Here is a 25,997-nt window from a genome sequence, read left to right as displayed (position 1 = left end):
CCTACGACAGATCGTCCAGGTCGTCCGTCGGTGCATCCGGGTCACCGGGAATGCCGTGGCGCTCCGACGCCCAATCCCCCAGATCAATCAGTTTGCAACGTTCGCTGCAGAACGGCCGCCAGGGATTGTCATCCCAACGGGTGGGCTTCTTGCATTGTGGGCAGGGGTAAATCCGAGTGGGTTTATCCGGCATGATGTTCCGCGAGTTTCAGATATTTTTGATGCAGGTGCTCAAGCTGATCGTGGAGCAGAGGTAACGGGCCGTGGTTTTCCACCACGTCATGGGCCTGGGCACGGCGCCGCTCCCGCGCCATCTGCGCCCGCATGATCGCCGCCACCTGCTCCTTGGGCACCTGGTCACGGGCGATGGTGCGCGCCACCTGTACCTCCGGCGGCGCATCGATCACCAGGATCCGATGGGTCATGTCCTTTTGCGAACCTTCCAGCAACAGAGGTGACACCAGCACCGTATAAGGCGTGCGGCTACCCCTGATCTGACGGCGCAACTCGTCGCCGATGGCCGGGTGCGTGATTGCCTCCAGATCGCGGCGCGCGGCCTCGTCACTGAACACGATCTCACGCAGCGCACGGCGGTTCAAAGTGCCGTCGTCCTGGAGTACCGGCTGGCCGAAACGGTCGACAATGGCGTCCAGGGCTGGTTGTCCCGGCTCCACCACCACCCGGGAGGCGAGATCCGCGTCCACCACGGTGATGCCGCGCCTTGCGAGATAGTCCGTGGCCGCGGTCTTGCCGCTACCAATACCACCGGTCAGGCCCACTACGAACATGGAAGGCTCCTGGAAAAGAGAGAGCCAAAAGATACAGGATCAGGCGCGAGGGATACAGGCGGGAGCAGTGATCGGGGCGGAAGCGAAACGCCGCTCCCAGTCACGTTCCTTACAGCGCGAATAACCCGAGATAGGAACTGACGATCCGTTCACCCCACAGAAGCGCGATCCAGCCAGCGATGGCCAGATACGGCCCGAACGGGATGCCCTGACCACGTTTGACGCTACCGGAGGCCATCATGGAGAGCGCGAATACCAGCCCCACCAGCGACGAAAGCAGAATCACCAGTGGCAGGAACTGCCAGCCCAGCCAGGCCCCCAGCGCGGCGAGCAGTTTGAAATCGCCGTAGCCCATGCCCTCCTTGCCGGTGAGCAACTTGAACACCCAATACAGGCTCCACAGGGACAGGTACCCGGCCATGGCGCCGATCACCGCGTCCGGCAAGGACACCGGCGATACTCCCAACAACGCGGCCAGCAGGCCCGCCCAGAGCAGGGGATAGGTGAGATCATCGGGCAGCAGCGTGGTATCAAGATCGATCACCGCCAAAGCCAGCAGCGTGAAGCTGGCCCCCAGGGTGAACAGCAACCAGGGGCCATAGCCAAAGCGCCAGGCACACAGGGCCGCCACCAGGGCGGTGAGCAGCTCGATAATCGGATAGCGCTTGCTGATCGCGGCGCCACACTGGCTGCAACGGCCTTTCAGGAGCAGCCAGCTCAGCACGGGAATGTTTTCATGCCAGCGGATGCCATGGCCGCACTTGGGGCAGCGCGACCGTGGCACCACCAGGTTGAACGCCGGCTCGTCCTCCGCCGGCTGCTCCAGCAGTTCGCGGGCCTCGCGGCGCCAGCCCGCTTCCATCATGCGTGGCACCCGGTGGATCACCACGTTCAGAAAGCTGCCCACCAGCAGCCCGAACAACGCGCAGACGGTGATCAGGGCGACCGGATAAGCCGCCAGCGGCTCCATTACCCCCATGCCTTACACTACCTGGCCGAGCTGGAAGATGGGCAGGTACATGGCAATGATCAAGCCGCCGATCAGCACGCCGAGCACGGCCATGATCAAGGGTTCCAGCATACTGGTCAGACCATCCACCATATTGTCCACTTCATCCTCGTAGTAGGTCGCCACCTTGGCCAGCATGGCGTCCAGGGAACCGGATTCCTCACCGATGGCGGTCATCTGCAGCGCCATGGCGGGAAACACCCCGGTGGCGCGCATGGCGAACTGTAACTGCTGGCCGGTGGCCACGTCTTCCTTCACCTGCAAAACCGCCTTGCGATACACCACGTTGCCAGTGGCCCCGGCACAGGCGTCCAGCGCCTCGATCAGGGGAACGCCGGCGGCAAAGGTGGTGGACAGCGTTCGCGCGAAGCGGGCCACCGTGGCTTTGTGGGTAATGGGGCCGATGATCGGCAGCCGCAATAGCAGGCGGTCCACCGCGTCGTGGAAGCCCTTGGAGCGCTTGCGGCCCTCCACGAAGCCGAAAATCAACCCCGCCGTGATAAGAAGAATGGGAAGGAAGTTGGCTTGCAGTCCTTCGGATAGCCCGATCACGAATTGAGTGAAGGCGGGTAATTCGGCGCCGAACCCCTGAAACAGTTCCTGGAAGGTGGGTACCACCTTCACCAGCAAAATGCCGGTGACGATCACCGCCACCACGACGACCGCGATGGGGTATTTCACCGCCTTCTTGATCTTGGCCTTCAGAGCCTCGGTCTTTTCCTTGTAGAGTGCCACCCGGTCGAGCATGGTTTCCAGGGAGCCGGAGGCCTCGCCGGATTCGATCAGGCTGCAGTAGAGATCGTCGAACAGGCGTGGATGCTGGCGCAGGGCGCCGGCGAAATTGTTACCGCCTTCCACATCCGTTTTAAGGCGCATCACCACGTCGCGCATGGATGGATTGTCCAGGCCGTCGGCAACGATCTCAAAGGCCTGCACCAAGGGCACCCCGGCTTTCATCATGGTGGCCATCTGCCGGGTGAAGAGGGCGATATCGGCGGGCTTGATTTTCTTCTTGCCGCCCAGAATGGAAATTTCCCGCTTCTTGACCACCTTTTTGGCCTGGATGCCCTGCTTGCGCAGTTCGGCGCGCACCAGGGCCGGGCCTTTGCCGGAGATTTCCCCCTTTACGCGGGTACCCTTGCGATCGATCCCCTCGTAGGTGAACGTGGCCGTTTTTTCTTGAGCCGCTGTTTTCGCCATAATGCTTGTCCCCGCCGTCGCCGTCAGTGGCCGCTGGTCACGCGGCTCACCTCCTCAAGACTGGTGACGCCCTGCATGACCTTGACCAGGCCGGAACGGTACAAATCGTTGAACCCCTCTTTGCGGCATTGATCGCCGATCTGGATGGAATTCCCTTCCTCCATGATGATCCGGCTGATGCCATCGGTAATACGGACGACCTCGTAAATCCCCACGCGCCCCTTGTAGCCGCCCCGACACTTGTCGCATCCCTCGGCGTGGGGCGCGTACACAGTAAAACCGGTTTGCAGGTCGGCGTCCGTGAAACCCATCTCAAGCAATGACTGCTCCGGCACGTCCACCGTCTCCTTGCAGTGCTCGCATAACCGCCGCGCCAGACGCTGAGCGATGATCAGGATCACCGAGGTAGCGATGTTAAACGACGGCACGCCCATATTGCGTAAACGGGTCAGCGTCTCCGGCGCACTGTTGGTGTGAAGGGTGGAAAGCACCAGGTGACCGGTTTGCGCCGCCTTCACGGCGATTTCCGCGGTCTCCAGGTCACGGATCTCGCCGACCAGCACCACGTCCGGGTCCTGACGCAGAAAAGCCCGTAACGCGGTGGCGAAATCCATACCCTGCTTGGGGTTCACGTTGACCTGGTTGATGCCCTCCAGGTTGATCTCCACCGGGTCCTCCGCCGTGGAGATATTACGCTCCGGCGTATTGAGAATATTCACCCCGGTGTACAGAGACACCGTCTTACCGGAGCCGGTGGGGCCGGTCACCAGAATCATGCCCTGGGGCTTTTCGAGCGCGTCCAGATACATCTGCTTCTGCTCCGGCTCATAGCCCAGGGCGTCGATGCCCATCTTGGCGCTCTCCGGATCCAGAATCCGCAGTACGATTTTCTCCCCGAACAGGGTCGGGCAGGTATTCACCCGGAAATCGATGGCGCGGGTCTTGGAAATCTTCAGTTTGATGCGCCCGTCCTGGGGCACCCGCCGCTCGGAAATATCCAGCCGCGCCATTACCTTCAAGCGCGCCGCCAGCTTGCTGGCGATATTCACCGGCGGCTTCGACACCGTTTGCAGAATGCCGTCCTGACGGAAGCGCACCCGGTAGGCCTTTTCATAGGGTTCGAAATGCAAATCCGAGGCGCCGCCCTTGATCGCGTCCAGCAGCAGCTTATTGACGAAGCGAACGATGGGCGCGTCATCCGAGCCGGAGCTGGCATCGTCGCCGCCGGACGGCGCCGTCTCGGTATCCGCTGCCTCCAGGTTATCCAGATCGTCATCCAGATCCTCGAACGCCTTGCCCTCCTGCTCGGATTCCAGCAGCTCGATCCGCCGGCGCAGCTTATCGTCCTCGACGATCACGGTCTCCACATTGAGACCGGTATTAAAGCGAATCTCTTCCAGAGCCGGCAGGTTGGTGGGGTCCGACACCGCCACGAACAGACGGCTGCCACGGCGCAACAGTGGCAGGATGGTGTGTTTGGTGATCAGTTTCGGGTCCACCACGTCCTTGACCACGGAATCCCGCGCGATCGCGTCCAGATCCACGAGAGGGTCACCGAACTCTTCGGCGGCGGAGCGGGCCACCACCGCCGCCGATACACGGCCCCCAGCCACCAGATGATGAACCAGCGCCGCCCGCGCTTCCCGTGCCTCCGACGCGGCGGCCTGAGCCGCCTCCATGGAGAGATGCCCTTCCTTCACCAAACGGCGGGCAAGGCCGCTCAAGGACGATACCGAATTAGTCATGGGTCATAGTCAGGACGATCATTGTGGTTATGAGAAGAAGGGCCTACCCCCGGAAAGAGATTGGCAGCCTTCCCCGGCCCTGTAAAGAGCGCTGAATCAGGCAGTTGGCGCAAACAGCTGCGACCGCTTCTTAAACTGACAAAGAAGGGCAGGCGGGCTGACACAAGCTGTCACACGGTGACAAAAAAGGGCATGGGAACCGTATCACAAAAGCTCTGAAACAAGGGCAAACCGGGTGCTGCAAAACTTGGCCCAATAGCTGCATAAAAGGGGTGCAGGCGCTCGCCTCGGGGGTGAGCACACATAAAAAGTTTCCAGTGTGGAGAGACTGTTATGAAACAAGTGCAGAAGGGTTTTACTCTTATCGAACTGATGATCGTGGTCGCGATTATCGGTATTCTGGCGGCCGTGGCGATTCCTGCTTACCAGGATTACACCATCCGTTCGCAAGTTTCCGAGGGCCTGAATCTGGCGGCTGGCGCGAAAACTGCCGTGGCTGAGTACTACAACCAGAAAGGGGCTTTCCCAAGCACCAACGCGTCGGCAGGATTGGCTGATGCTGGTGATATTCAAGGCAGTTACGTCGACGAAGTGGATGCAGCTTATGGCACCGGCGGCGTTATTCAGGTCAAGTTCGGCAATGATGTCAACGCTAATATTGACCAATCAACCCTGCTTATTTCTGCTATCACTACGGCGGGTAGCATTAAGTGGAAATGTAAGACTGGCGGTTCCATCGACGAAAAGTATGTTCCCACTAGCTGTCGCAATTAATTAGAAGTTAGTCACGAAAAGCCCGCCGAAGGCGGGCTTTTTTATGGTTGGCATTATGACTCGTCAAACGGCCATTGCATTAGGCATTATTGCGCTTTTCTACTCAGCTCTTTCTGTCGCATGGGTGATATATCAGCCTGGGCTCACTGGCAGCTTCATTTTCGACGATCTAACAAACCTTGCGCCTTTGGGGGGCAATGCAGGGGTAGTGGATTGGCAGAGCTTTACTAATTACATAAGAAGTGGTTTCTCTGGACCAACAGGGAGGCCTCTATCATTGCTTAGCTTTTTGATAGATGCGAACAACTGGCCTGCTCCGCCTGAACCATTTAAAAGAACAAATATACTCCTCCATTTACTAAATGGTTGCCTCCTTTTTTGGTTGACGCATTTGCTGGTGTCCGTCATGGATGACGGATTGTCGTCAACAAAGAAAAAAATCGTTGCTTTGATCGTTGCCGCTCTATGGCTTTTCCATCCCTATCTCGTGTCAACGACATTGTATGTCGTCCAGCGGATGGCAATATTATCCACATTATTCGTTTTCTTCGGGTTGATAACCTGGCTGAAAGGCAGAATGCTGCTGGGCCAAAAACCAAGGCTGGCATACTGTTTGATGAGCTTGGGACTTTTTGTTTTTTCGGTATTGGCCGTCCTGTCAAAAGAGAACGGCGCGATTCTGCCTGCGTTGGCGCTAGCAATGGAATTTTTCCTGCTTAGGGATCTGAAAAACCTAAAGCGCCCGGCCATGCTTTGGCAGGCCACATTTTTGTTGCTTCCTACTTTAATTATCCTTTCTTACCTTGTGTACATTCCAATGAGGAATGGTCTTTTTTCTGATTATGTATCCAGGGACTTTTCTCCTTGGGAGAGGTTGCTTACGCAATTTAGAGTTCTTTGGATTTATATCTTTCATTGGTTTGTGCCTAAAATGACCACGACTGGCGTTTTCCATGACCAGATTTTGGTAAGCCAATCAATAATTAAGCCCTGGACAACTTTATTGTCGGTGATTGGGTGGTTAGGTACTATTTTTGTAATATGGAAGCTCAGAAGACGACTGCCTCTGCTTGCTATGTCGTTGTTCGTTTGGCTTGGAAGCGTTCTGATTGAGTCCAGCACCGTGGGCCTGGAAATGCTTTTTGAACACAGGATGTATATGGGGGGAGGGTTCCTATTTCTTCCTGCGGTGTATTATGGATCACTGTATGCAAAACCATGGAAGTTCACGATTTGCGGCGGTATAGCCCTGATGGTATTGGCTTCCTTCTGCTGGCGAGGGGCCATGCTTTGGGGGCATTACCCTACCATGATAATGGTTTGGGCTGAGAAAGCCCCTGATTCCGCCAGAGCCCAGATAGAGGTGGCGCGAATGCTGTATGAAACTGGGAATCATCTGCAGGCAGCGGCATGGCTGGACAGGGCGTCCCAGCGAATCCCCCAAGATTTTCCGTTAAGATTTAGTCAAATGCTGACCCGGTGTCGAACGGATCGGGTGAGCAAAGAAGATAGAGATGTTTTAGTTCAATTATCAAATAGCCAAAAATATTCGCATACATGGTTTAATTTAATGCAAAGGTCCATCGACTGGTCTTCAAAAGATAGCTGCATAGGGCTGTCTCCAGTTTTCGTTGGTGAGCTCTCCAAGAATTTTCTCGATCAGGGTCGTTATCCAAGTAATACACAGTCGTATGCACAGCTTACCTATTTGTTTGGAATTTCGCAGTTGTATGCTGGAAAAATAGATGTGTCTGTAGAGTATTTGAATGCCTCGGTATCGAGCCGGGAGGATGCTCAGAAATTAATGTCCTCGGCAGCTTACTTGGCCACGTTCGGGGTTTTGGGTAAGGCTTTGGAATACGCTGAGAGCGCGAAAAAAATCGTCGAATCAGGCAATCTACACGGCAGGGCGTTGGGGGAAGCTCCCCAGCTTTCTGACATCAATGTGTTTATAGAAGCAGTAAAAAAAGATGGAAAAGATAAGATTGAGCATCGTCATTCCGGCCAAAAATGAAGCAGAGGGCCTAGGCATACTTCTGCCAGAGCTTGTGGATTGGGCCGGATATGATGAATTGATAGTGGTCAGTGACGGATCATCAGATGCAACGGCTGAAGTTGCAAGGTCTTACGGGGCTAAAGTTATAGTTCACAATGAAAGCATGGGAAATGGAGCATCCATTAAGAATGGCTTTCGTGAGGCTACAGGCGAATGGGTTTTGTTCATGGACGGAGATGGCCAGCATCGGGTTGAAAGCGTCATTGCCATATTGCAGGAGATGAAGAAAGGAGAGGCGGCTATGGTGGTTGGGGCGCGATCTTCCGATGGGCAGGCCAGTAAATGGCGCCATCTGGCTAATGCGTTCTATAACCGCTTTGCCAGTTTCGTGACGGGGAACAAGATTCGAGATCTTACTTCGGGCCTCAGAATTGTTGTTGCCAGCCGTTTTTCTGAAGTGCTTGATTTGCTCCCTAATGGGTTTTCATATCCCACGACATCAACGATGGCTTTCATGAGGAGCGGTTATGTCGTGAGGTATGTTGGTGTTGATGTTTTAAAAAGAAAGGGAAGAAGTCATATCAGGGTTTTCAAGGACGGAATGCGATTTCTATTGATAATTTTTAAAGTCGCGACCCTGTACTCACCACTAAAAGTGTTTATCCCCATTTCCTCTTTGCTCTTTTTGCTTGGGCTGGTTCGTTATATTTACACCTATGCGACAATGGGTACCTTTACAAACATGTCCGCGCTTCTCATGGTGTCTGCTGTACAGGTTTTCCTCGTAGGGCTGGTTTCCGAGCAAATAACCGCACTGATGTATCAGGCGAAAAGTCGACGTTGAGGTCTGGCATGTCTAGTAAGAGGAGGCGCATTCTGGTGATGGCTTCTACCTTTCCTCGCTGGTTGGGAGATCATCAGCCGAGATTTGTCTTGGACTTATGTAAGACGCTGCGAGGCCGGTTTGATCTGACAGTGCTGGTCCCGCATTGCGAGAAGGCTAAGACGAAAGAGAATCTGGAAGGTATTGATGTTGTTCGATTCCGCTACGCTCCACCTTGCTTTGAAAATCTTGCTTACGATGGAGGCATGATTAACCGACTCAGAGAAGCCCCTTTTCGTATTTTGCTTCTTCCCGTTTTCTTCATGTCCATGTTTTTTCGCGCAACGTTTCTTGTTTTTAAAAATAAAATTGATGTTATTCATGCTCATTGGATTATTCCGCAGGGCGTGGCGGCCGTCGCGATAAAGAAGATATTCAGGCGGAGGGGAGTGATGGTTGTAACTACTTCTCACGGTGCTGACCTGTTTTCTTTAAGAGGCAAAGCGTGGGGAGTACTAAAGAAGTGGGTTCTCGAGAACTCCGATGCCATTACAGTGATGAGCTCGCCAATGGTTGAGGAGGTCGCTCGCATATCGCCTTCCTTAGAAGAGAAGACGCATGTTGCGCCAATGGGAGTGGACTTGATAGACACCTTTTTTCCAAATACTAATTTCCCCGAGGGTTCGGGGGGGCGTAAGCTGGTTTTTGTCGGCCGGTTAGTCGAGAAAAAAGGGGTGGAGTGTTTATTAAGGGCTTTTCCAAAGGTTAGAAGTATCTTTCCCGATGCCTCTCTTGATATCGTTGGCGACGGGCCTTTAAGGAAAAATTTGAATGGTATTGTTTCGGCTTTGGATCTGGATGACGCGGTTTTTTTTAGAGGCGCCGTTAGTCATGCCGGTCTTCGTGATATTTTCGGTGGCGCGGATGTGGCGGTTTTCCCATTCCTGGAAGCAGAAGATGGGGATCAGGAGGGGTTTGGTTTAGTCGTGGTCGAGGCTATGGGGTGCGGCTGCCTGGTCGTTGCCTCTGAGGTTAAGGCTATGAAAGATACTATGAAGGCGGGCAATTCTGAAAGGCTGTGTGCTCCGGGTGATAGTGACGGTCTGGCGCATCGAATTATAGAAACGTTAAGCTTGAACAAGGTGGATGCACGGAAGGCTCGAAAGAAAAATCGAATTTTTGTTCTAAATAAATTTGATTGGTGTGTGGCAGGAAGAAGGTACGAAGCTCTCTTTGAAAAGAGATAAGGTGTCCATGTTGGCAAAAGGTGGTCTTGGTGTTTGGTTTCCCGCCATTAAAACAGGAACCGGCGTGGATACATTCACAAAAATGCTCTGCGATGGTTTGTCTGCCAGAGGTGTCAGGGCGGAAATTCATTGGATTCCCCATGCGGCGGAATTTTTTCCATGGCGCATAAAGACTCCGGCTATTCCGCCGTGGGTGAACGTGGTACATGTTAATACTTGGCTCCATCACCGCTTTGTCCCGAGTCAAACGCTGCCTGTTGTCGCCACCTCTCATTTGTGCGTCCACGACCCGGCGCTGAAAGAATACAAAAGCATGGCCCAAAGCCTGTACCACAGGCTGTGGATTAAAAGTCTAGAAGCTGCATGGATGTCGCGTGCATCACGTGTCGTTGCGGTGAGTGACTATACGGCACTTAAGACAAAAGAAGCGTTTAATATAGAAAGTGTGCTTACCATTAGAAATGGGGTTCCTGAAAGCTTTGGGCGAAGTGGGTTGAAAAAAATAAGGAACAAGCCGCTTAAGTTGCTGTTTGTGGGCACATGGGCTCGGCGCAAGGGCGTTGATATGCTTTTTCCAATAATGAGAGAGCTGCGGGGCTATGCTGAACTATTTATCGTGTCTGACAGTGTGGATAAAAGTAATATGCCGGGTAATTGTTTTTTTCTCGGGCGCCTCGATCACGATGAGGTGTTATGTAAATATTCGGAGATGGATTTTTTGTTGTTCCCTTCCAGGCTGGAGGGGCTGCCCATTGTAGCGGCTGAAGCTATGATAAACGGCGTTCCGGTCATTGCGTCGAATACGTCATCACTGCCCGAGATTGTTGGGAACTCCGATGGGGTATTGTGCCAAAAGGATAATGTTTCGGATTTTGTTAGCAAACTGAAAAAGCTTTCCCTTGAGGATGGCGACGCATACGTGTTGAGATCTGATAATTCCAGAAAAAAAATAAGAGAAAATTTCACTTTGGATAAGATGGTTTCCAGTTACATCCGTTGTTACGAAGAGTTGTTGTTTCGAGGTTAAGATGAAGCTTCGCTTGATTGTTTGGCAGGCGGTTGTTTTTACTTTTAAAGTATATATGTTTTTGAAGGGTTTTTTCTCTAGAAAAAGAACCCCCGAGCTGACTGACCACGGCGTGCTGTTTGTGCATCCGCCTAAATCGGCGGGTTTGGCTATACGGAAAATTTATTTTTCCGATGAGGTTTTGAGGGGGCATTTGCCGGCCGTTTACTGGCGATCTGCTTTAGGTAAGGAATACAAAAAGGTCAAAGTTTTTTCCATAATCAGAGATCCTGCCAAAAGGTTTAGGTCAGCATTTTTTTTTATGAAAAATGGAGGGTTGACCGATAGGGATCGTAAAGTTTCTCGCCGACTTGGATTTCACCGTATGGAGTTCTCGGATTTCGTCGAGAGGCTGGAATCGGATCTGTTGTTCTCATGTCGGGTTCTACTAATAAAGCATTTTCTCCCCCAGGTGTGGTACGTCACGGATTGCTTTGGGGATGTTATCGTAGGTGATTTGCTGCCGCTTGAGCAGCCTGAAAAAATTGAAACATGGATGTCGCAGAATATCGGTATAAAAAAGGAGCTTGAACGGGTAAATGAAACTTTTTATCCGGATTTGGATAAAACAAATGTGGATATAGAGAGTTTTATTGATAGCTGTTTTTTTCAAAAAATATACGGGAAGGATGTTGCTTTGTGGAAAGGGCTTGTTGGCCCATTTAATGCCAGGTCCAGCGGGGAGGGTTGAGTCAGTCCTCGCTTTTCCTTCTTATTGTAATAATAATGATTAAAAGTCCTGCGGTGGCGGTTATCCATTGAGACAACATATAGGATGTAGCCAGTCCCACAGCTTTCAGGTGCAGTGTAAGTGGTATCGAAGCCCCTAAAAAGAAAACTATCCCCGCGGCTTCGCACCAGGTACGGCTTGCTGGTTTGCTGAGCGATAAAAGTGTATTGTTGCTTACTATTCGTAGCGTCATGGCGGGAACGCCAAAGCAAAGTATCCGGAGTATTTCTTCTATTCCTGCGTAACCGGGGCCGAATAAAAGATGCACCCATGGGGCGGCAATCCATAATGGCAGGGAGATGATGATCGAGTATGCGGTTGCACTCAATATAGTAAGAGTTAGCAGTCTGTTTTCATTCTCTCCACGTAAAAGCCGAGGTAGTGCTGAGAGCATCAGCGCGGTTATCGGCATGGTTAAAGCCGCTGTTGTGCGTGCGGCGACGGTATAAACACCGGAAAGGCCGGCTCCTATCAGAGAAGGAGCGATAGCTTTGTCGATTTCTGATGGTGCGGCGGATGTTATGTCCATTATCGAAAAGGAAATGGACTCCCTCAGCTCTCCTGAGGTTGGGCAACGCCAGAGTCGGGGGCGTGGAATTTCTGTGGGCCTCGTGTAAATAATGGTTGAAAGAACAAAAAGGGGGGCAAGGAGGTAAAGTCCGGCATATACCATTAGGGGGTTGGTTGGGGGTGATATAAAAATAAGAGAAATGGCGAGAACCCTGAATCCCAAAGGAGCGGACTGGATGGCTTGCGATGCGGCTACGTTGTTTTTGCCTAGTTGGGTCATCGCGAACAGAGTTATCAGTGGTGCGCCAATTAATTCGGCCAGGCCTATCGCCATCACTGGCCATATGCCCAAATTATTATAGTCGGATGTTAGATAATGTGTGGCTGTAAAAAAAATGATGAAAATAAAAAGACCAGAAAAAATTGTCGTGGGTATTGCGTAGCTGAGAGTTTTTTCTTCTGATTCGTTTTCTTTTGCTGCTGCACGAAGGAGAGGGTACTGTGTACCCATTGTCGCCAATTTTCCGAGCAGAAGAGCAGATGCCATTATGGCGGCGAGAACACCGAATTGGCTGGCCCCTAGCAGGCGAGCAAGCAGTATTATGTGGATGGCTTGGAAAAGAACCCTAAAGCCAAATATGAAGGTGGTGTGGATGCTTGATCTGGCAATTGGGCCCTTTGCCCAAAAGAGCAATTTTTTAAGCATGAACAACTTTACTCGATGACTCCGTGCGGAACTTGCCGCGTGTGTCGATTATGAGTGCGCTGTTGTTTTTTATAAGATTGTAATCAAAGGCGTCGTGCTCGGTACATAGAATGGACGCGTCAAAAAGAGGAAGGGTCTGGTCATTTAGCGGGGTACTATTTAATTTGTACTGTTTCTTTCTTAGCATTGGAAAAACAGGTACATGCGGGTCGCTGTACTCGATAATCCCGCCTTTCGATTCAATTAGCTGCATAATCTCCACGGCTGGTGACTCACGCATGTCGTCGACGTTTTTTTTATAAGCGATGCCGAGAATCAATATTCGGCTGCCCTTGAGCGCCTTGCCCTGTTGGTTCAGGCCATCCATCAGTTTGCCTACCACGTATTCGGGCATGGCGCGGTTCACTTCCCCGGAGAGTTCGATAAAGCGCGTGTTGACGCCGTACTCCTTGGCTTTCCAGGTGAGGTAGTACGGGTCAATGGGGATGCAGTGGCCTCCAAGTCCGGGCCCTGGGTAGTAGGGTGTGAAACCAAAGGGCTTGGTCGCGGCGGCGTCGATAACCTCGAAGATGTCGATTCCCATCTTGTCGGCGACGATTTTCATTTCGTTCACCAGGCCGATGTTGACCGCGCGATGAATGTTCTCCAGTAATTTGGTCATTTCGGCGACCTTGGTGCTACCTACGGGGACCACTTTGGTAATGCAGCCTTGATAGAGGGCGATGCCGGCTTGCAGGCAAGCTTTGGTGTGGCCGCCTACCACTTTTGGAATGTTCTGGGTTTGGTATTGTGTATTGCCGGGGTCTTCCCGTTCCGGTGAGTAGACAAGGAAGATGTCCTCGCCGACGGAAAAGCCCTGGCTTTCGATACGTGGCAGGAGTTCTTCTTCGGTGGTGCCGGGGTAAGTGGTGCTTTCCAGGGAGACAATCTGGCCCGGTTTCAGGTGAGGGCTGAGTGCATCCACGGTGCTGGTGACGAAGCTGAGGTCCGGCTCTCGGTATCGGTTGAGAGGCGTGGGGACGCAGATAATCAGTGCATCGCATTCAGCGGCTCTTTCAAAATCGCCGGTGGCTTCAAAACCTTGTTCGCGAGCCTGGGCGATTTGTTCTGGTGTGATCCTTTCAATGTAAGAGCCGCCATGGTTGAGGGTGCGCACCTTGCCGGAGTCTATATCGAATCCTCGCACCTTGAAGCCACTTTTGCCGTAGGCAAGGGCGAGCGGTAGCCCGACATAGCCGAGACCAATGATGCCGATGCGTGCCTGGCGGCTTTCCAGCTTGCTAAGCAGGGTGCAATGCATATCCAAGAGTATTCCCCACCCGATGTTCGGAAGCGTTCTCTACTTATTTACTCGTATCTTAATGCTTGGTGGGGAGCCGCGGATAGCCGCCGATGCGGACTCAGTTCAAAACCCGATAACCCCGCCCGCGCATACAATTCTTGAGCACCTGTTCCTTTTCTTGCTGAGCATCGCCGGCCTTGCCGGCGGCGCCGACCACCGCGCCGCCGCCGGCCATGCGGCCGGCGGTGCCGGAGTTGCCGAAGATGGCGCCGAGCACGCCGCCGATGAGCGCGCCGCCGACGGCGCCTTCGGCGGCATCGCGGCCAGTGCCGACCTGGTCGGCGATGGCGCGGCAGTCGCTGAGGTCCTGCTGGTACCGGGCTTCATCCACGTTCTGTTTGTCGACGATGACGCGGTCGGTGGAGGCGCAGGCGGCCAGTAGCAGGGCGCTGAGGCCCAGGGCGGCGGTGCGGGGGTGGGTCAGGCGCATCATTGGGGGCTCCTTGGCATGGCCGGCCGGACGATTGCTTTCATTCTAGGAGGCCGTCGAGCCCGGGGCCAGTGCGTCAGCCGAGGCGCAGGGAGAGGTCCACGGCCTGCACGTGCTTGGTGAGCGCGCCGGAGGACAGGTAGAGGTCGCGGCTGCCGGGCAGTTCGCGGGCGTCTTCCAGGGTGCGGTTGCCGGAGATCTCCAGGGCGGATTGCGGCGCCAGGTCCATGGCCTGGGCGATCATGTCCGGGCTGAAGTTGTCGAGCATGATCTGGTCCGGGGCCAGGGCCGCGGCTTCGCGGAGTTCGTCCAGGTTCTCTACCTCGATGATGATTTTCTTGCCGGGGCCTTGCTCGCGGGCGGCGCGGATGGCGCCGGTGATGGAGCCGCAGGCGGCAATGTGGTTTTCCTTGATGAGGAAGGCGTCGTGGAGGCCGAGGCGGTGGTTGCGGCAGCCGCCGCAGAGAACCGCGTATTTCTGGGCGGCGCGCAGGCCGGGCAGGGTCTTGCGGGTATCCAGCACGGTGACCCGGGTACCGGCCACGGCGTCAGCGTAGCGGCGCGCGGTGGTGGCGGTGGCCATCAGTGTCTGCAGGAAGTTGAGCGCGGTTCGTTCGCCGGTGAGGATGCGCCGGGTGTTGCCGCGCAGGGTGCAGAAGGTGGCGCCGGCGGAGAGCCGGTCGCCGTCGTGGGCGTGCCATTCCAGGTCCACGCCGCCGAGTTGGCGGAACACTTCCTCGGCCCAGGCGGTGCCGCAGAGCACGGCGTCTTCGCGGGTGAGGATGGTGGCCGTGGCGGTGGCGTCTTCCGGGATCAGCCCGGCGGTGAGGTCGCCGTCGCCCAGGTCTTCCTCGATGGCGAAGGCCACCACTTGATGCAGATGTTCGCGGGCGTAGTCCGGCAGTTGCGGTGCGGCGTTATCCATGGGTATCGAAAAACTCTTTGCTCAGGCGCACCACCACGGGTGCCAACAGTAACAGGGCGATCAGGTTGGGCACGGCCATCAGGATGTTCATGATGTCCGCCAGGGCCCAGACCAGGTCCAGGCCGACGATGGCGCCCACCGGCACCACGATCACCCAGATCAACCGGAACGGCAGCAATGCCTTGTCGCCGAACAGGTACTGGGTGCAGCGTTCGCTGTAGAGGCTCCAGCCCAGCAGGGTGGTGAAGGCGAACACCGCCAGACCGCAGGCCACCACGATATCGCCGAGGGTGCCAAAGGTGCTGGAAAAGGCCAGCGCGGAGAGGGGCGCGCCTTTTTCGCCGCTGGTCCAGGCGCCGCTGGCGATGATCGCCAGGCCGGTGACGGAGCATACCACGATGGTGTCGATAAAGGTGCCCAGCATGGCGATCGTGCCCTGGCGGGCCGGGTGGTCGGTATTGGCGGAGGCGTGCGCGATGGGGGCGCTGCCCAGGCCGGCCTCGTTGGAGAAGATCCCCCGGGCCATGCCGAAGCGGATCGCCTCCTTGACGGCGGCCCCGGCGAAGCCGCCGGCGGCGGCGGTGCCGGTGAAGGCGTCGCTGAACGCCAGGGTCAGGGCGTCGGGCAGCGCGGCGGCGTGGTCGAACAGAACGAACAGGCCGGCCAGCAGATAGGTGATGGCCATGAACGGCACGATGAAGGTGGCGACCCGGGCGATGCGTTTCATGCCGCCAAGCACCACCAGGCCCACCAGCACCGCCAGAGTCAGGCCGGTGATCCAGGTGGGGACGCCGAAGCTGTCGTGGAGACCGTCCGCAACGGAGTTGGCCTGCACGGTATTGCCGATGCCGAAGCCGGCGAACATGCCGAAAAAGGCGAACACGACCGCCAGCCAGGTCCAGTTACGGCCCAGGCCGTTGCGAATGTAGTACATGGGCCCGCCGACATACTGGCCGAGGCTGTCCTTCTCCCGATAATGCACGGCGAGCACCGCCTCGGCGTATTTGGTGGCCATGCCCACCAGGGCGATCATCCACATCCAGACCAGGGCGCCGGGGCCGCCGGAGTGGATGGCGGTGGCCACGCCGACGATGTTGCCGGTGCCGATGGTGGCGGCCAGGGACGTGGCCAGGGCGGCGCCGGCGCCGATGGTGCCCTCGCCGCTGGCCGGGCCGAAAACTTGCCGGAAGCCGAAACCGAGCCGGCGCAGGGGCAGGAAGGTCAGGCGCACGGTCAGATAGAGCCCGGTGCCGGCGATCAGCACCAGGGCGGGCCAGCCCCACAGCACCTCGCTGATGGCTTTCAGGATAACGACGGCTTCGCTCATGAGGGCGGTTCCCCGTGATGTTGGTTGTTATCGGTCTTGCAGGGAGCGTGCCGGACCGCCGGCGCGCCTTCACACAGCGCTCAAGGGTAGGGAAATAGACTGGTCCATGGAAGCGTCCCGCCAGGCGGGGCGCCCCGCTACGTCATTCCGGGTAAATGCCGAAGCTGCAAACTGGTTCAAAATTCCGATACCCGGGTCGTGATAGCGTCGTATTCGGGTGAGGAAGAGTTGAGTTTTCTGAGTTTGCTGGCAGAGTTTGCCGAGAGTCCCCGTGCTGGCCGACTTTCCGCCGGCACCCTTATCCGAACCAGGCAATCCAGAGTCGAGCAGTCGACAGAGTCGAGAGTCCCATGGCCAAAGTGACGCGGTTGACACCGGTGGGCGGCGGAAAACAGCCCGCGCGAGGCCTGCCCCGGCCGCTGGAGCAGGTGCGAGAGCATGTGCGTGGCCGCGCCGCGACGTTATTGTCGGATATGCTTGATGGCGCGGACGACACCCTGTTCGACCTGGCCGAGAAAGAGACCGACAGCGAGCGCGACCGCTATTTCGACGCCATGCGTGAATTGCGTATCCAGCGCGCCGGCATTGAGGCGGGTTTCCGCCAGGCACTGGATAATCTGTTCCAGGGCGTCGTGCGCGAGCCGGAGGCCGCCGAAACCGTGAGCGACCGGGTTGATGTGGAGAACCTGTCGCTGGTCAAGCACGACGAGCTGGAAATCTCCGTGGCCCTGGACAACCTGGCGCGTCGCGCCCGGCAGGGCTGCGACGATGCCCTGGGCGTGCTCCGGCACCGGCTGGAGTATCTGTTCGAGGGGCAGCGCCCGGTCACCGAGAAGACCAATCCCCTGGAGCCACGTAATCTGGCGGCCTGCTTCGCCGCCTGCCTGGAACGCCTGCAGTTGGATATTCGTGCCCGCCTGATCGTGCTTAAACTGTTTGAACGGGTGGTCATGGACGAGGCTGGCGCCCTGGTGTCCGAGGCCAACCAGATGCTGGCCGACGCCGGCGTGCTGCCGGATCTGAAAAGCGTCCCGGTGGGCCGCCCCCGCCAGATGGGCGCCAGGAGCGGGCCCGGTCGCGATCAGGACGCCGACGCCTCGATTCGCCAGAACGAAACCGCATCGGCTGGAGAAGCCGGAGCCGCCGCCGCCGCCGGTAATGACCAGATGTTCGGCCTGCTGCAGGAGCTGCTGACCACGCTGCGAGGCCTGGGCGGCGCCGCGTCGGCGAGCGGAACCCCGGCCGCCGGTGGCGTGCCCGCCGCGCCGACGCCGTCGTCCGGCATGGCGGTGATGTACAACGGCGTGCCCTATATGGACGGCGCGCCACTTGCCGCCGATGCTCGGGTGGAGTCACTCAGCACCCGGGATCTGTTCGGCATGCTCACCCGGCTGCAGCGTCTGGAGCAGGCCCTGGAAGGGCCCGAGCAGAGTGAGCGCAACGTCCGCGAGGAGCTCAGTGAGCTGCTCGACAGCGAACACGGCGAGGCCATCCATGCTCTGGAGCAGGCCGATGACGACGTCATCAACCTGGTCTCCATGCTGTTCGACTTCATCCTTGATGATGATGGCCTGCCTTCGGAGATCAAGGCGTTGATCGGTCGCCTGCAGATTCCGCTGCTCAAGGTGGCCATCGCCGACAAGACCTTCTTCAGTAACGACAGCCATGAAGCGCGCCTGCTGCTCAACATGCTGGCCCGGGCCGGCAGCCAGTGGGACACGCAACAGGGGCGCGACGACGAATTGTTCCAGCGCATCGAAGGGGCGGTGCACGCGATCATCGATGACTATGACGAGGACGCGGGTCTGTTCCGTGCCCTGCTGGACGATTTTGACCGTTATTTCAGCGCCCAGCGCGACCGCGCCGAGCGCGTCGCTGAACGGGTCCGCGAGGCGGAGGAGGGCGCCGCCCGCGCCGAACAGGCCGGTGAAGCGGTGCAGGCCTATATCGATACCCGCCTGGCGGGCCGCTCGGTACCCGACGTGGTGGTGCGGTTATTGAGCCAGGGCTGGCAACAGGTGCTCTACCTGACCTGGTTGCGCGAGGGAGAGGACAGCGACGCCTGGCGGCGTCAGACCAAGGTGGTGGACGCCTTGATCTGGAGCGTGCTGGCGCCGCGCGACCAGGCGGCTCTGGCGAAGCTGCGTGATCTTGTGCCCAAGCTGCGGCGGGCTCTGGAACACGGTTTGGAGAGCATCGAGTACGACGTGGTCGAGCGCCGCGCCGTGCTGGACGATCTCGCCCGGGTGCACGAAGCGCTGCTCGAAGGGCTGGAAACCGAGCGCGTGACGGTGCCCAGAGTGGCGCGGCAGGAGGCGCCGCGGGCCGAGGCCGAGCGTCCCCTGCTGGCGGAGGACCACGAGCGGGTGGTCGCGGCGCGGCAACTGCGCGCCGGCCAGTGGCTGGAGTTGGGATACGGCGAGGAGGCCCAGCGGGTCAAGCTGGCCGCCAACCTGCGCGACGGCGCCAAGCTGGTATTCATCAACCGCCGAGGCATCAAGGTGCGTGAGTACGAAGCCCGGGAACTGGGTACCGCCCTGGAAGCCGGTGATGCGCGGCTGATCGAGGACGGCGCCTTGTTCGACCGTGCCCTGGAAGCGGTCATCGGCGACCTGCGCCGTCGCCACGACGGCTAACCCGGGCGGTGCCCCCACGGCCACCCTGGTGCGGTAGGAGCAGCTTTAGCCGCGATCCACGCCCCGCCGCATCCACCTCGCTTGGCAGGACTGACATCCGCCGCGACACTCCCGCTTGCGGTCCGCCGCCAACGGTCGGACACTACCGACCATGCTCACCCTCACCGACCACTGGATCGACCAGGCACGCCGGGTGCCGTCGCCGAATTTCAATGAACGGCCGGACCCGGACGACCTCGCCCTGGTGGTGATCCACAACATCAGCCTGCCGCCGGAGCGTTTTGGCGGCGCCCACATCGAAGCGTTCTTCCAGAACCGCCTGGACCCGGACGCCCATCCCTATTTCCAGACCATCCGTGACCTCAAGGTGTCGTCGCATTTCCTGATCCGCCGCGACGGCGAGCTGGTGCAGTTCGTGGCCTGCGACCGCCGCGCCTGGCACGCCGGGGTGTCGAGCTGGCGAGGCCGGGACAACTGCAACGACTTCGCCCTGGGCATCGAGCTGGAAGGTGCCGACCATATTCCCTACGAGGAGGCCCAGTACCGTCGCCTGAACGCGCTGCTGGACACGCTAATCGCCCATTACCCCGGGCTCTCGCGGGACACCATCACCGGCCATGAACACATCGCCCCGGGCCGCAAGACCGACCCGGGCCCGGCGTTTGACTGGTCCCGCCTGCCATCCTGATTTCCCACCGCCGCCTCATCCCCGCCCAGTCGCTCCTGCGGCGGTGGGGGAATCCGCTGCCGGTGGTGTGGCCGTGATCGCGACGTGCCCGCCGCTCCCGTATGATGCGGAGTGAACGCTGTTGGGAGGAACCGGGATGAAGTTCTTGGTATTGCTTCTGGCGCTGGCCCTGCGCCGCCGCGATGGTGGTTGGCCGGCCTGGTTGAGCCGCGATGACAGGCACCGGCGTCTGCTGGCCTCGTTGTCGGCGGGGGAGGGCGCCCTGGGCTGGTGGTTGGCGGTGGCGCTGCCGGCGTTGTTGGTGGCTCTGCTGTTCAGCTGGTTCGACGGTGTCCTGGGGGCGCTGGCCACGCTGGTGTTGGGCACCGCCCTGGTGCTCTGGATGGTGGGCGTGGAGAGCGAGTTCCGCCGCCTGGATACCCTGCTGGTCCGTGGCCGCATGAACGATCGTCAGGCGCTGGCCCGGGGCGCCGATGAGGCGTTCGGGCAACCCGCCGGCGAATGCGACCGGGCCTGGTTTCAGGGCTTGGAGCAATGCGTATTGAGACGCGCCGCTTTGCTGTTCGCCGTGGTGTTCTGGGTCACGGTGCTGGGCTTCGGCGCCGCTTTGTTGTTGGTGCTCAACCGGGCCTGGTTGTGGCGGCACCCGGACGGTGGCGATTGGGCGCGCAGCCTGGACGCCGCCCTGTGCTGGATTCCGGCGCGGCTGACCACCCTGGCCCTGGCGCTGGTAGGCCACTTCGGCGCCGTCACCGCCGCCGCCACGGGGCGACTGTGGCGCCTGGATGACGGCGGTGCCTTGTTGGCCGCCGTCGCCGAGGCCGGCCTGGAACGTGAAACCTCCCCCGACGACGATGGCTTCCAGCACGGCGTGGACCGCCTGGAAGCGCTGCAGGGCCTGTTATTGCGGGCCCTGGCGGTGTGGCTGATCCTGGCCGCCCTGTGGACCCTGCTGGCGGCTTGAGGCCGTCGCCGCCCGGAGCCATGCTCTGTTGCAATTTGGCGCCCGGGCCTCCGTGGCTGCCCGGTCACGGGACCTGTTAAGATACCGAGAGACGGCCTATTTACCCCGGCCGTTTTTCTTACCCATGTCGGCGTGGCGATCCCGCGCCGGCCTTGGCAACGCGATAAAGGACGCACGCCCATGCAGAAAAGAAACTTCTTCGACGATGTCGATCCGGCGGAAACGCGGGAGTGGCTCGAGGCCCTGGAATCGGTGCTCGAGCGGGAGGGGCCGGAACGGGCTACCTGGCTGCTGGAAACCCTCACCAACGAAGCCCAGGAACAGGGCGCGATTCGGACCCACCTCAACACCCCCTACCTGAACACCATCGCGCCCAAGGACGAAGCGCCGATTCCCGGTGATATCTACATGGAACGCCGTATCCGTTCCCTGATTCGCTGGAACGCGCTGGCCATGGTGGCCAAGGCCAACCTCAACGACGATGAACTGGGCGGGCACATCGCCAGCTTCGCGTCCTCGGCCACCCTCTACGACATCGGTTTCAGTCATTTTTTCCGCGCTCCGCACGACGACAATCCCGGTGACCTGGTCTATTACCAGGGCCACTCGGCGCCGGGTATTTATGCGCGGGCCTATTTGGAAGGGCGCATCAGCGAGAAGCAGATGGACAACTTCCGCCGCGAGGTGGATGGCGAAGGTTTGTCCTCCTACCCGCACCCCTGGCTGATGCCCGACTTCTGGCAATTCCCCACGGTGTCCATGGGGCTCGGCCCGATGCAGGCCATCTACCAGGCCTACGTCATGAAGTATCTGCAGAACCGGGAGCTGATCCCGGACCGCAAACGCAAAGTCTGGGCGTTCCTGGGCGACGGCGAGATGGACGAGCCGGAATCCCTGGGCGCGCTGTCCATGGCCGGTCGTGAGCAACTCGACAACCTGGTGTTCGTGGTTAACTGTAACCTGCAGCGCCTGGACGGCCCGGTGCGCGGCAACGGCAAGATCATCCAGGAGCTGGAAAGCCTGTTCCGTGGCGCCGGCTGGAACGTGATCAAGGTGGTCTGGGGCCGGCTCTGGGACCCGCTGCTGGAGAAGGATTCCCAAGGTCTGCTGCGCCGCCGCATGGAAGAAGCGGTGGACGGTGAGTACCAGGCCTACAAGAAAGAAGGCGGCGCCTACACCCGCGAGCATTTCTTCGGCAAGTACCCGGAGCTGAAGAAAATGGTCGAGCACATGAGCGATGAAGACGTGTATCGCCTCAACCGTGGCGGCCACGACCCGTTCAAGGTGTACGCGGCCTACCACCAGGCGGTGAACAGCGACAAGCCCACGGTGATCCTGGCGAAAACCGTGAAGGGCTACGCCACCGGCGCCGGCGAGGCGGTCAACAAGGCCCACCAGATGAAGAAGATGGATCTGGACAGCCTCAAGGAATTCCGCGACCGCTTCGACATTCCCCTCGATGACGATCAGCTCAAGGAGCTGCCCTATTACCACCCGGGCGCCGATTCCCCGGAAATGCGCTACATGAACGAGCAGCGCGAGAAGCTGGGCGGCTACATGCCGGTGCGCCGGCGCGAGGCCAGCCAGTCGCTGACGGTGCCGGAACTGGATATCTTCCAGAACTTCCTGGAGGGCAGTGGCGACCGTGAGCTGTCCACCACCATGGCGTTCGTGCGCATGCTCAGCGCCCTGATCAAGGACAAGAATCTGGGCAAGCGCGTGGTGCCGATCGTCCCGGACGAAGCCCGTACCTTCGGCATGGAAGGCATGTTCCGGCAATTGGGCATCTATTCTTCCAAGGGCCAGCAGTACGAGCCGGAGGATTCCGGCCAGATGATGTTCTACCGGGAAGACAAGAAGGGCCAGATTCTGGAGGAGGGCATCAACGAAGCCGGCGCCATGAGCGCCTGGATCGCCGCCGCCACCAGCTACAGCGTGCATGACTTCACGCTGATCCCGTTCTTCATCTACTACTCCATGTTCGGACCGCAGCGCACCGGTGACCTGTGGTGGGCGGCCGGCGATAGCCAGGCCCGGGGCTTCCTGCTGGGCGGTACCGCCGGGCGTACCACGCTGAACGGCGAGGGCCTGCAGCATCAGGATGGCCACAGCCATATCCTGACCAGCACCATCCCCAACTGCGTGAGCTACGATCCCACCTATGCCTACGAGCTGGCGGTGATTCTGCAGGACGGCCTGCGCCGCATGTATCAGGACCATGAGAACGTGTACTACTACCTCACCCTGATGAACGAGAACTATCAGCACGGCGCCATGCCCAAGGGCGCCGAGGAAGGTATCCGCAAGGGCATGTACCTGCTGCGCGAAGGCAAGGGCAAGAGCGGCAAGAAAGCCAAGCGCGTGCAACTGCTGGGTTCCGGCACCATCCTGCGTGAGGTGGAAGCGGCCGCCGAGCTGCTGCGCGAGGACTTCGGCGTGGCCGCCGACGTGTGGAGCGTGACCAGCTTCAACGAACTGCGCCGCGAAGGGCTGCGCGCCGACCGCGACCGTATGCTCAAGCCGGATATGAAAGTGGCCCCCACCTGGGTGGAGCAGTGCCTGGACAAGCGCCTGGGCCCGGTGATCGCCTCCACCGACTACATCAAGGCCTATGCCGACCAGATCCGCCCCTGGGTGAAAGCGCCCTACACGGTGCTCGGCACCGACGGCTACGGTCGCAGCGACTCCCGCGCCAAGCTGCGCAGTTTCTTCGAAGTGGACCGTTACTTCGTGGTGCTGGCGGCCCTCAGCGCGCTGCGTGACCAAGGCGAACTGGACGCCGCCACCGTCAAGGAGGCGATCAAGAAATATGGCATTGATCCGGAAAAACCCTATCCGGTGACGCACTGAACTCTCAGAAGGAGTGACCTGTGAGCAAGGAAACCATCCGGGTACCCGATGTCGGCAGCAGTGATCCTGTTGACGTCATTGAGGTGTCCGTAAAAAAAGGCGATACCGTCGAGGCCGAAGACACCATCGTGGTGCTGGAGTCCGACAAGGCGTCGCTGGAAGTGCCCTGCCCGAAGGCGGGCACGGTACTGGAATTGAAAGTCAAAGCCGGCGACCAGGTGAAGGAGGGCGACCCGCTCCTGGACCTGGACGTGGCCGGTGAAGACGGCGGCGACGGTTCTGGCGACGAAGCCGGCGACGACGAGTCCAAGGACAACGCCTCCGACGAGGACGCCTCCGACGAGGAAGCGCCCGATCAGCAGGACGACGCCGACCAGCAAGACGACGAGTCCGCCGCCAAACCGGCGGCCGGCGGCACCCGCACGGTGGCGGCGCCGGACCTGGGCGACATCGATGCCGCCGAGATCATCGAGATCAACGTGGCCGAGGGCGACAGCGTCGAAGCCGAGCAGACCATTCTGGTGATCGAATCCGACAAGGCCTCCCTGGAAGTGCCCTCGCCGGAGGCGGGCACGGTGAAGAAGCTGCTGGTGAAGGTGGGTGACAAGATCGGCACCGGCACCGACCTGATGGAGCTGGAAACCGCCGGTGGCTCCGGGGAACAAGCCTCCGACAAAGGCGCTCCGCGGAAACCGGCGTCGGAGAAACAGTCCTCGGAAAAATCCGCCGCGAAGGAAGACCGTGACGCGAAAGCGGCCCGCTCCCGCAAATCCGACCTGGACGAGAAGCCCTCGGAAGCCGGCCGCCAGAGCGTCGCGCCGGAAACCCCGGAGCGGGTCGAGGGCAAGCCTTCGGCCTCGGTGCATGCCGGCCCGGCGGTGCGCAAGCTGGCCCGGGAAACCGGCATCGATCTGGCCGACGTCACGCCCAGCGGGCCCAAGGAACGTATTCTCAAGGAAGATGTGCACGCGCTGATCAAGCAGCGGCTGGAGAACCCGCCCGCTGCCGGTGGCGCGGGCATGCCGGACCTGCCGGAGATCGACTTCAGCGAGTTCGGCCCGGTGGAACGCCAGGAGCTCAACAAGCTGCGCAAGGTGGCGGCCAAGAACCTGCACCGCAGCTGGATCACGATTCCCCATGTGACCCAGTTCGACGAAGCCGACATCACCGAGCTGGAAGCTTTCCGCAAGAGCCAGAACAAGGCGCTGGAGAAGGAGGGCGTCAAGCTCACCATGCTGGCGTTCCTGGTCAAGGCATGCGCCAACGCGCTGCGGGAATTTCCGCGCTTCAACAGCTCCCTGGAGCTGGGCGGCGAAGCCCTGATCATGAAGGACTACGTGCACATTGGTATCGCCGTGGACACGCCCAATGGTCTGGTGGTGCCGGTGATTCGCGACGCCGACAAGAAGGGGCTTAAGGACATCGCCCTGGAAATGGGCGAGCTGGCCGGCAAGGCCCGGGACCGCAAGCTGTCACCGGCGGACATGAAGGGCGCCACCTTCAGCATCTCGTCGCTGGGTGGTATCGGCGGTACCGCCTTTACCCCCATCGTCAACTGGCCGGAGGTGGCGATCCTGGGTGTCAGCCGTTCCGACACCAAGCCGGTGTGGGACGGCAAGACGTTCCAGCCGCGCCTGACGCTGCCGTTGTCGCTGTCCTACGATCACCGCGTGATCGATGGCGCCGACGCGGCCCGCTTCACCAGCTATCTGAGTCAGCTGTTGAGTGATATGCGGCGGGCGTTGCTGTAACGCGTACCCGCGGGGCACCCGCCACGAAAAAAGCCCCGGCCTGACGGTCGGGGCTTTCTCGTTTCAGCAAGGTTGTCGATCAGCGCGGGTCGCGGCGCTCCTTCATCTTGTCCTTGCGCGCTTCCCATTTTTCCTTGCGCTCCTCGCGCAGTTCCTCCGCCTTGGCGCGCTGCTCCTTGGTGAGCACGCCGTCGATGCGCTGGCGGGTTTCCTCATGCAGGGCGCGCATTTTTTCGCCCTGCTCCTCGAAGATCGTGTTCATGCGGGCTTGCTGGTCCTCGGTGAGGTCCAACTGGCGGCTCATGTGCTCCACCATCCGTTCCGGTTGCGGGCCGCGGGGCGGCTCGGCGCTGACGGTGCCGGCCAGGGTGGCGCCGGTGAGGAGAACCAGGGCGAGGGTCGTGACTTTTTTCATGGTGAACCTCCTTGGGTGATGCTGTGCAAGGCCGGCCCATGCCGGCGTTGTAATCAGTATCGCCCGGCAATGTGC

At 59.0% G+C, this 25,997-nt stretch carries 22 protein-coding genes; 11 read left to right on the top strand and 11 right to left on the bottom strand.

Going from position 1 to position 25,997, the window contains the following annotated elements:
* Position 1 precedes the first annotated feature (1 nt).
* The 5 genes from ACLD02_RS12750 to pilB form a co-directional block, all read right to left on the bottom strand.
* Positions 2-193: a DNA gyrase inhibitor YacG gene (locus tag ACLD02_RS12750; protein WP_203105203.1), complete on the bottom strand. Its 192-nt coding sequence runs from the start codon at positions 191-193 to the stop codon at positions 2-4.
* Complete coding sequence (coaE, locus tag ACLD02_RS12745) at positions 183-788, bottom strand: dephospho-CoA kinase (RefSeq protein WP_203105202.1); 606 nt, start codon at positions 786-788, stop codon at positions 183-185. The genes ACLD02_RS12750 and coaE overlap by 11 nt, the downstream gene beginning before the upstream one ends.
* Before the next feature lie 109 nt (positions 789-897).
* Positions 898-1,767: a prepilin peptidase gene (locus ACLD02_RS12740; RefSeq protein ID WP_410298860.1), complete on the bottom strand. Its 870-nt coding sequence runs from the start codon at positions 1,765-1,767 to the stop codon at positions 898-900.
* Between the two features lie 3 nt (positions 1,768-1,770).
* Positions 1,771-2,997, bottom strand: a complete 1,227-nt coding sequence (locus ACLD02_RS12735) for a type II secretion system F family protein (RefSeq protein ID WP_203105200.1) — start codon at positions 2,995-2,997, stop codon at positions 1,771-1,773.
* 23 nt (positions 2,998-3,020) lie between these two features.
* Positions 3,021-4,742, bottom strand: coding sequence for a type IV-A pilus assembly ATPase PilB (pilB, locus tag ACLD02_RS12730; RefSeq protein ID WP_410298859.1), 1,722 nt, complete (start codon positions 4,740-4,742; stop codon positions 3,021-3,023).
* 333 nt (positions 4,743-5,075) lie between these two features.
* Here pilB and ACLD02_RS12725 point away from each other — a divergent pair, with 333 nt between their 5' ends.
* Genes ACLD02_RS12725 through ACLD02_RS12700 form a run of 6 tightly spaced genes read left to right on the top strand, consistent with a single transcriptional unit; the run spans position 5,076 to position 11,339 of the window.
* The gene (locus tag ACLD02_RS12725; protein WP_203105198.1) at positions 5,076-5,516 is read left to right on the top strand and encodes a pilin; all 441 of its coding nucleotides are present in this window, start codon (positions 5,076-5,078) and stop codon (positions 5,514-5,516) included.
* Between the two features lie 43 nt (positions 5,517-5,559).
* The gene (locus ACLD02_RS12720) at positions 5,560-7,530 is read left to right on the top strand and encodes a hypothetical protein (protein WP_410298858.1); all 1,971 of its coding nucleotides are present in this window, start codon (positions 5,560-5,562) and stop codon (positions 7,528-7,530) included.
* The gene (locus ACLD02_RS12715) at positions 7,502-8,356 is read left to right on the top strand and encodes a glycosyltransferase family 2 protein (protein WP_238401089.1); all 855 of its coding nucleotides are present in this window, start codon (positions 7,502-7,504) and stop codon (positions 8,354-8,356) included. The genes ACLD02_RS12720 and ACLD02_RS12715 overlap by 29 nt, the downstream gene beginning before the upstream one ends.
* A gap of 38 nt (positions 8,357-8,394) precedes the next feature.
* Positions 8,395-9,582, top strand: coding sequence for a glycosyltransferase family 4 protein (locus tag ACLD02_RS12710; RefSeq protein ID WP_203105196.1), 1,188 nt, complete (start codon positions 8,395-8,397; stop codon positions 9,580-9,582).
* 7 nt (positions 9,583-9,589) lie between these two features.
* A complete protein-coding gene (locus tag ACLD02_RS12705; protein WP_238401110.1) occupies positions 9,590-10,609 on the top strand; it encodes a glycosyltransferase family 4 protein in 1,020 nt (339 codons plus the stop codon).
* Position 10,610: 1 nt separating this feature from the next.
* Complete coding sequence (locus ACLD02_RS12700; RefSeq protein ID WP_410298857.1) at positions 10,611-11,339, top strand: hypothetical protein; 729 nt, start codon at positions 10,611-10,613, stop codon at positions 11,337-11,339.
* Position 11,340: 1 nt separating this feature from the next.
* Here the strand turns inward: ACLD02_RS12700 and ACLD02_RS12695 are convergent, their stop codons facing one another.
* The 5 genes from ACLD02_RS12695 to ACLD02_RS12675 all read right to left on the bottom strand — a co-directional run bounded on the left by ACLD02_RS12695 (position 11,341) and on the right by ACLD02_RS12675 (position 16,618).
* The gene (locus ACLD02_RS12695) at positions 11,341-12,594 is read right to left on the bottom strand and encodes an oligosaccharide flippase family protein (protein ID WP_410298856.1); all 1,254 of its coding nucleotides are present in this window, start codon (positions 12,592-12,594) and stop codon (positions 11,341-11,343) included.
* Complete coding sequence (locus ACLD02_RS12690) at positions 12,587-13,894, bottom strand: nucleotide sugar dehydrogenase (protein ID WP_203105192.1); 1,308 nt, start codon at positions 13,892-13,894, stop codon at positions 12,587-12,589. The genes ACLD02_RS12695 and ACLD02_RS12690 overlap by 8 nt, the downstream gene beginning before the upstream one ends.
* Positions 13,895-13,994: 100 nt before the next feature.
* Entirely contained in the window at positions 13,995-14,369 is a 375-nt protein-coding gene (locus ACLD02_RS12685) for a glycine zipper family protein (protein WP_238401088.1), read from the bottom strand.
* Positions 14,370-14,442: 73 nt separating this feature from the next.
* Positions 14,443-15,291 carry a carboxylating nicotinate-nucleotide diphosphorylase gene (gene nadC / locus ACLD02_RS12680; RefSeq protein WP_203105191.1) on the bottom strand — a complete coding sequence of 283 codons (849 nt, stop codon included), beginning with the start codon at positions 15,289-15,291 and terminating at the stop codon, positions 14,443-14,445.
* Positions 15,284-16,618, bottom strand: a complete 1,335-nt coding sequence (locus ACLD02_RS12675) for an alanine/glycine:cation symporter family protein (RefSeq protein WP_203105190.1) — start codon at positions 16,616-16,618, stop codon at positions 15,284-15,286. Before ACLD02_RS12675 ends, nadC begins: the two co-directional genes overlap by 8 nt.
* A gap of 350 nt (positions 16,619-16,968) precedes the next feature.
* Here ACLD02_RS12675 and ACLD02_RS12670 point away from each other — a divergent pair, with 350 nt between their 5' ends.
* From ACLD02_RS12670 to aceF, 5 genes are all read left to right on the top strand, one after another.
* Positions 16,969-19,254 (top strand): DUF1631 domain-containing protein, encoded by a 2,286-nt coding sequence (locus ACLD02_RS12670; protein WP_410298855.1) that lies wholly within the window; start codon positions 16,969-16,971, stop codon positions 19,252-19,254.
* A 151-nt stretch (positions 19,255-19,405) separates the two neighbouring features.
* Positions 19,406-19,942, top strand: coding sequence for a 1,6-anhydro-N-acetylmuramyl-L-alanine amidase AmpD (gene ampD, locus ACLD02_RS12665; protein WP_410298854.1), 537 nt, complete (start codon positions 19,406-19,408; stop codon positions 19,940-19,942).
* A 136-nt stretch (positions 19,943-20,078) separates the two neighbouring features.
* Positions 20,079-20,906 (top strand): hypothetical protein, encoded by an 828-nt coding sequence (locus ACLD02_RS12660; protein ID WP_203105187.1) that lies wholly within the window; start codon positions 20,079-20,081, stop codon positions 20,904-20,906.
* 180 nt (positions 20,907-21,086) lie between these two features.
* Complete coding sequence (aceE, locus tag ACLD02_RS12655; protein ID WP_410298853.1) at positions 21,087-23,756, top strand: pyruvate dehydrogenase (acetyl-transferring), homodimeric type; 2,670 nt, start codon at positions 21,087-21,089, stop codon at positions 23,754-23,756.
* A 20-nt stretch (positions 23,757-23,776) separates the two neighbouring features.
* Positions 23,777-25,507, top strand: a complete 1,731-nt coding sequence (gene aceF, locus ACLD02_RS12650; protein ID WP_410298852.1) for a dihydrolipoyllysine-residue acetyltransferase — start codon at positions 23,777-23,779, stop codon at positions 25,505-25,507.
* Between the two features lie 79 nt (positions 25,508-25,586).
* Here aceF and ACLD02_RS12645 read toward each other — a convergent pair whose 3' ends face one another.
* Positions 25,587-25,922: a Spy/CpxP family protein refolding chaperone gene (locus ACLD02_RS12645; protein WP_410298851.1), complete on the bottom strand. Its 336-nt coding sequence runs from the start codon at positions 25,920-25,922 to the stop codon at positions 25,587-25,589.
* Positions 25,923-25,997: the final 75 nt, after the last annotated feature.

Source organism: Alloalcanivorax sp. C16-2, assembly GCF_046507615.1.
Taxonomy (GTDB): domain Bacteria; phylum Pseudomonadota; class Gammaproteobacteria; order Pseudomonadales; family Alcanivoracaceae; genus Alloalcanivorax; species Alloalcanivorax marinus_A.
Note: the sequence above shows the minus strand (reverse complement) of the source record. Positions and strands in the feature narration are given on the sequence as shown.

Bases quoted from the DNA above. Each gene is read 5' to 3' on its own strand.
- ACLD02_RS12750 (WP_203105203.1), bottom strand. From the start codon at position 193: ATGCCGGATAAACCCACTCGGATTTACCCCTGCCCACAATGCAAGAAG.
- coaE (WP_203105202.1), bottom strand. From the start codon at position 788: ATGTTCGTAGTGGGCCTGACCGGTGGTATTGGTAGCGGCAAGACCGCG.
- ACLD02_RS12740 (WP_410298860.1), bottom strand. From the start codon at position 1,767: ATGGGGGTAATGGAGCCGCTGGCGGCTTATCCGGTCGCCCTGATCACC.
- ACLD02_RS12735 (WP_203105200.1), bottom strand. From the start codon at position 2,997: ATGGCGAAAACAGCGGCTCAAGAAAAAACGGCCACGTTCACCTACGAG.
- pilB (WP_410298859.1), bottom strand. From the start codon at position 4,742: ATGACTAATTCGGTATCGTCCTTGAGCGGCCTTGCCCGCCGTTTGGTG.
- ACLD02_RS12725 (WP_203105198.1), top strand. From the start codon at position 5,076: ATGAAACAAGTGCAGAAGGGTTTTACTCTTATCGAACTGATGATCGTG.
- ACLD02_RS12720 (WP_410298858.1), top strand. From the start codon at position 5,560: ATGGTTGGCATTATGACTCGTCAAACGGCCATTGCATTAGGCATTATT.
- ACLD02_RS12710 (WP_203105196.1), top strand. From the start codon at position 8,395: ATGGCTTCTACCTTTCCTCGCTGGTTGGGAGATCATCAGCCGAGATTT.
- ACLD02_RS12705 (WP_238401110.1), top strand. From the start codon at position 9,590: ATGTTGGCAAAAGGTGGTCTTGGTGTTTGGTTTCCCGCCATTAAAACA.
- ACLD02_RS12700 (WP_410298857.1), top strand. From the start codon at position 10,611: ATGAAGCTTCGCTTGATTGTTTGGCAGGCGGTTGTTTTTACTTTTAAA.
- ACLD02_RS12695 (WP_410298856.1), bottom strand. From the start codon at position 12,594: ATGCTTAAAAAATTGCTCTTTTGGGCAAAGGGCCCAATTGCCAGATCA.
- ACLD02_RS12690 (WP_203105192.1), bottom strand. From the start codon at position 13,894: ATGCATTGCACCCTGCTTAGCAAGCTGGAAAGCCGCCAGGCACGCATC.
- ACLD02_RS12685 (WP_238401088.1), bottom strand. From the start codon at position 14,369: ATGATGCGCCTGACCCACCCCCGCACCGCCGCCCTGGGCCTCAGCGCC.
- nadC (WP_203105191.1), bottom strand. From the start codon at position 15,291: ATGGATAACGCCGCACCGCAACTGCCGGACTACGCCCGCGAACATCTG.
- ACLD02_RS12675 (WP_203105190.1), bottom strand. From the start codon at position 16,618: ATGAGCGAAGCCGTCGTTATCCTGAAAGCCATCAGCGAGGTGCTGTGG.
- ACLD02_RS12670 (WP_410298855.1), top strand. From the start codon at position 16,969: ATGGCCAAAGTGACGCGGTTGACACCGGTGGGCGGCGGAAAACAGCCC.
- ampD (WP_410298854.1), top strand. From the start codon at position 19,406: ATGCTCACCCTCACCGACCACTGGATCGACCAGGCACGCCGGGTGCCG.
- ACLD02_RS12660 (WP_203105187.1), top strand. From the start codon at position 20,079: ATGAAGTTCTTGGTATTGCTTCTGGCGCTGGCCCTGCGCCGCCGCGAT.
- aceE (WP_410298853.1), top strand. From the start codon at position 21,087: ATGCAGAAAAGAAACTTCTTCGACGATGTCGATCCGGCGGAAACGCGG.
- ACLD02_RS12645 (WP_410298851.1), bottom strand. From the start codon at position 25,922: ATGAAAAAAGTCACGACCCTCGCCCTGGTTCTCCTCACCGGCGCCACC.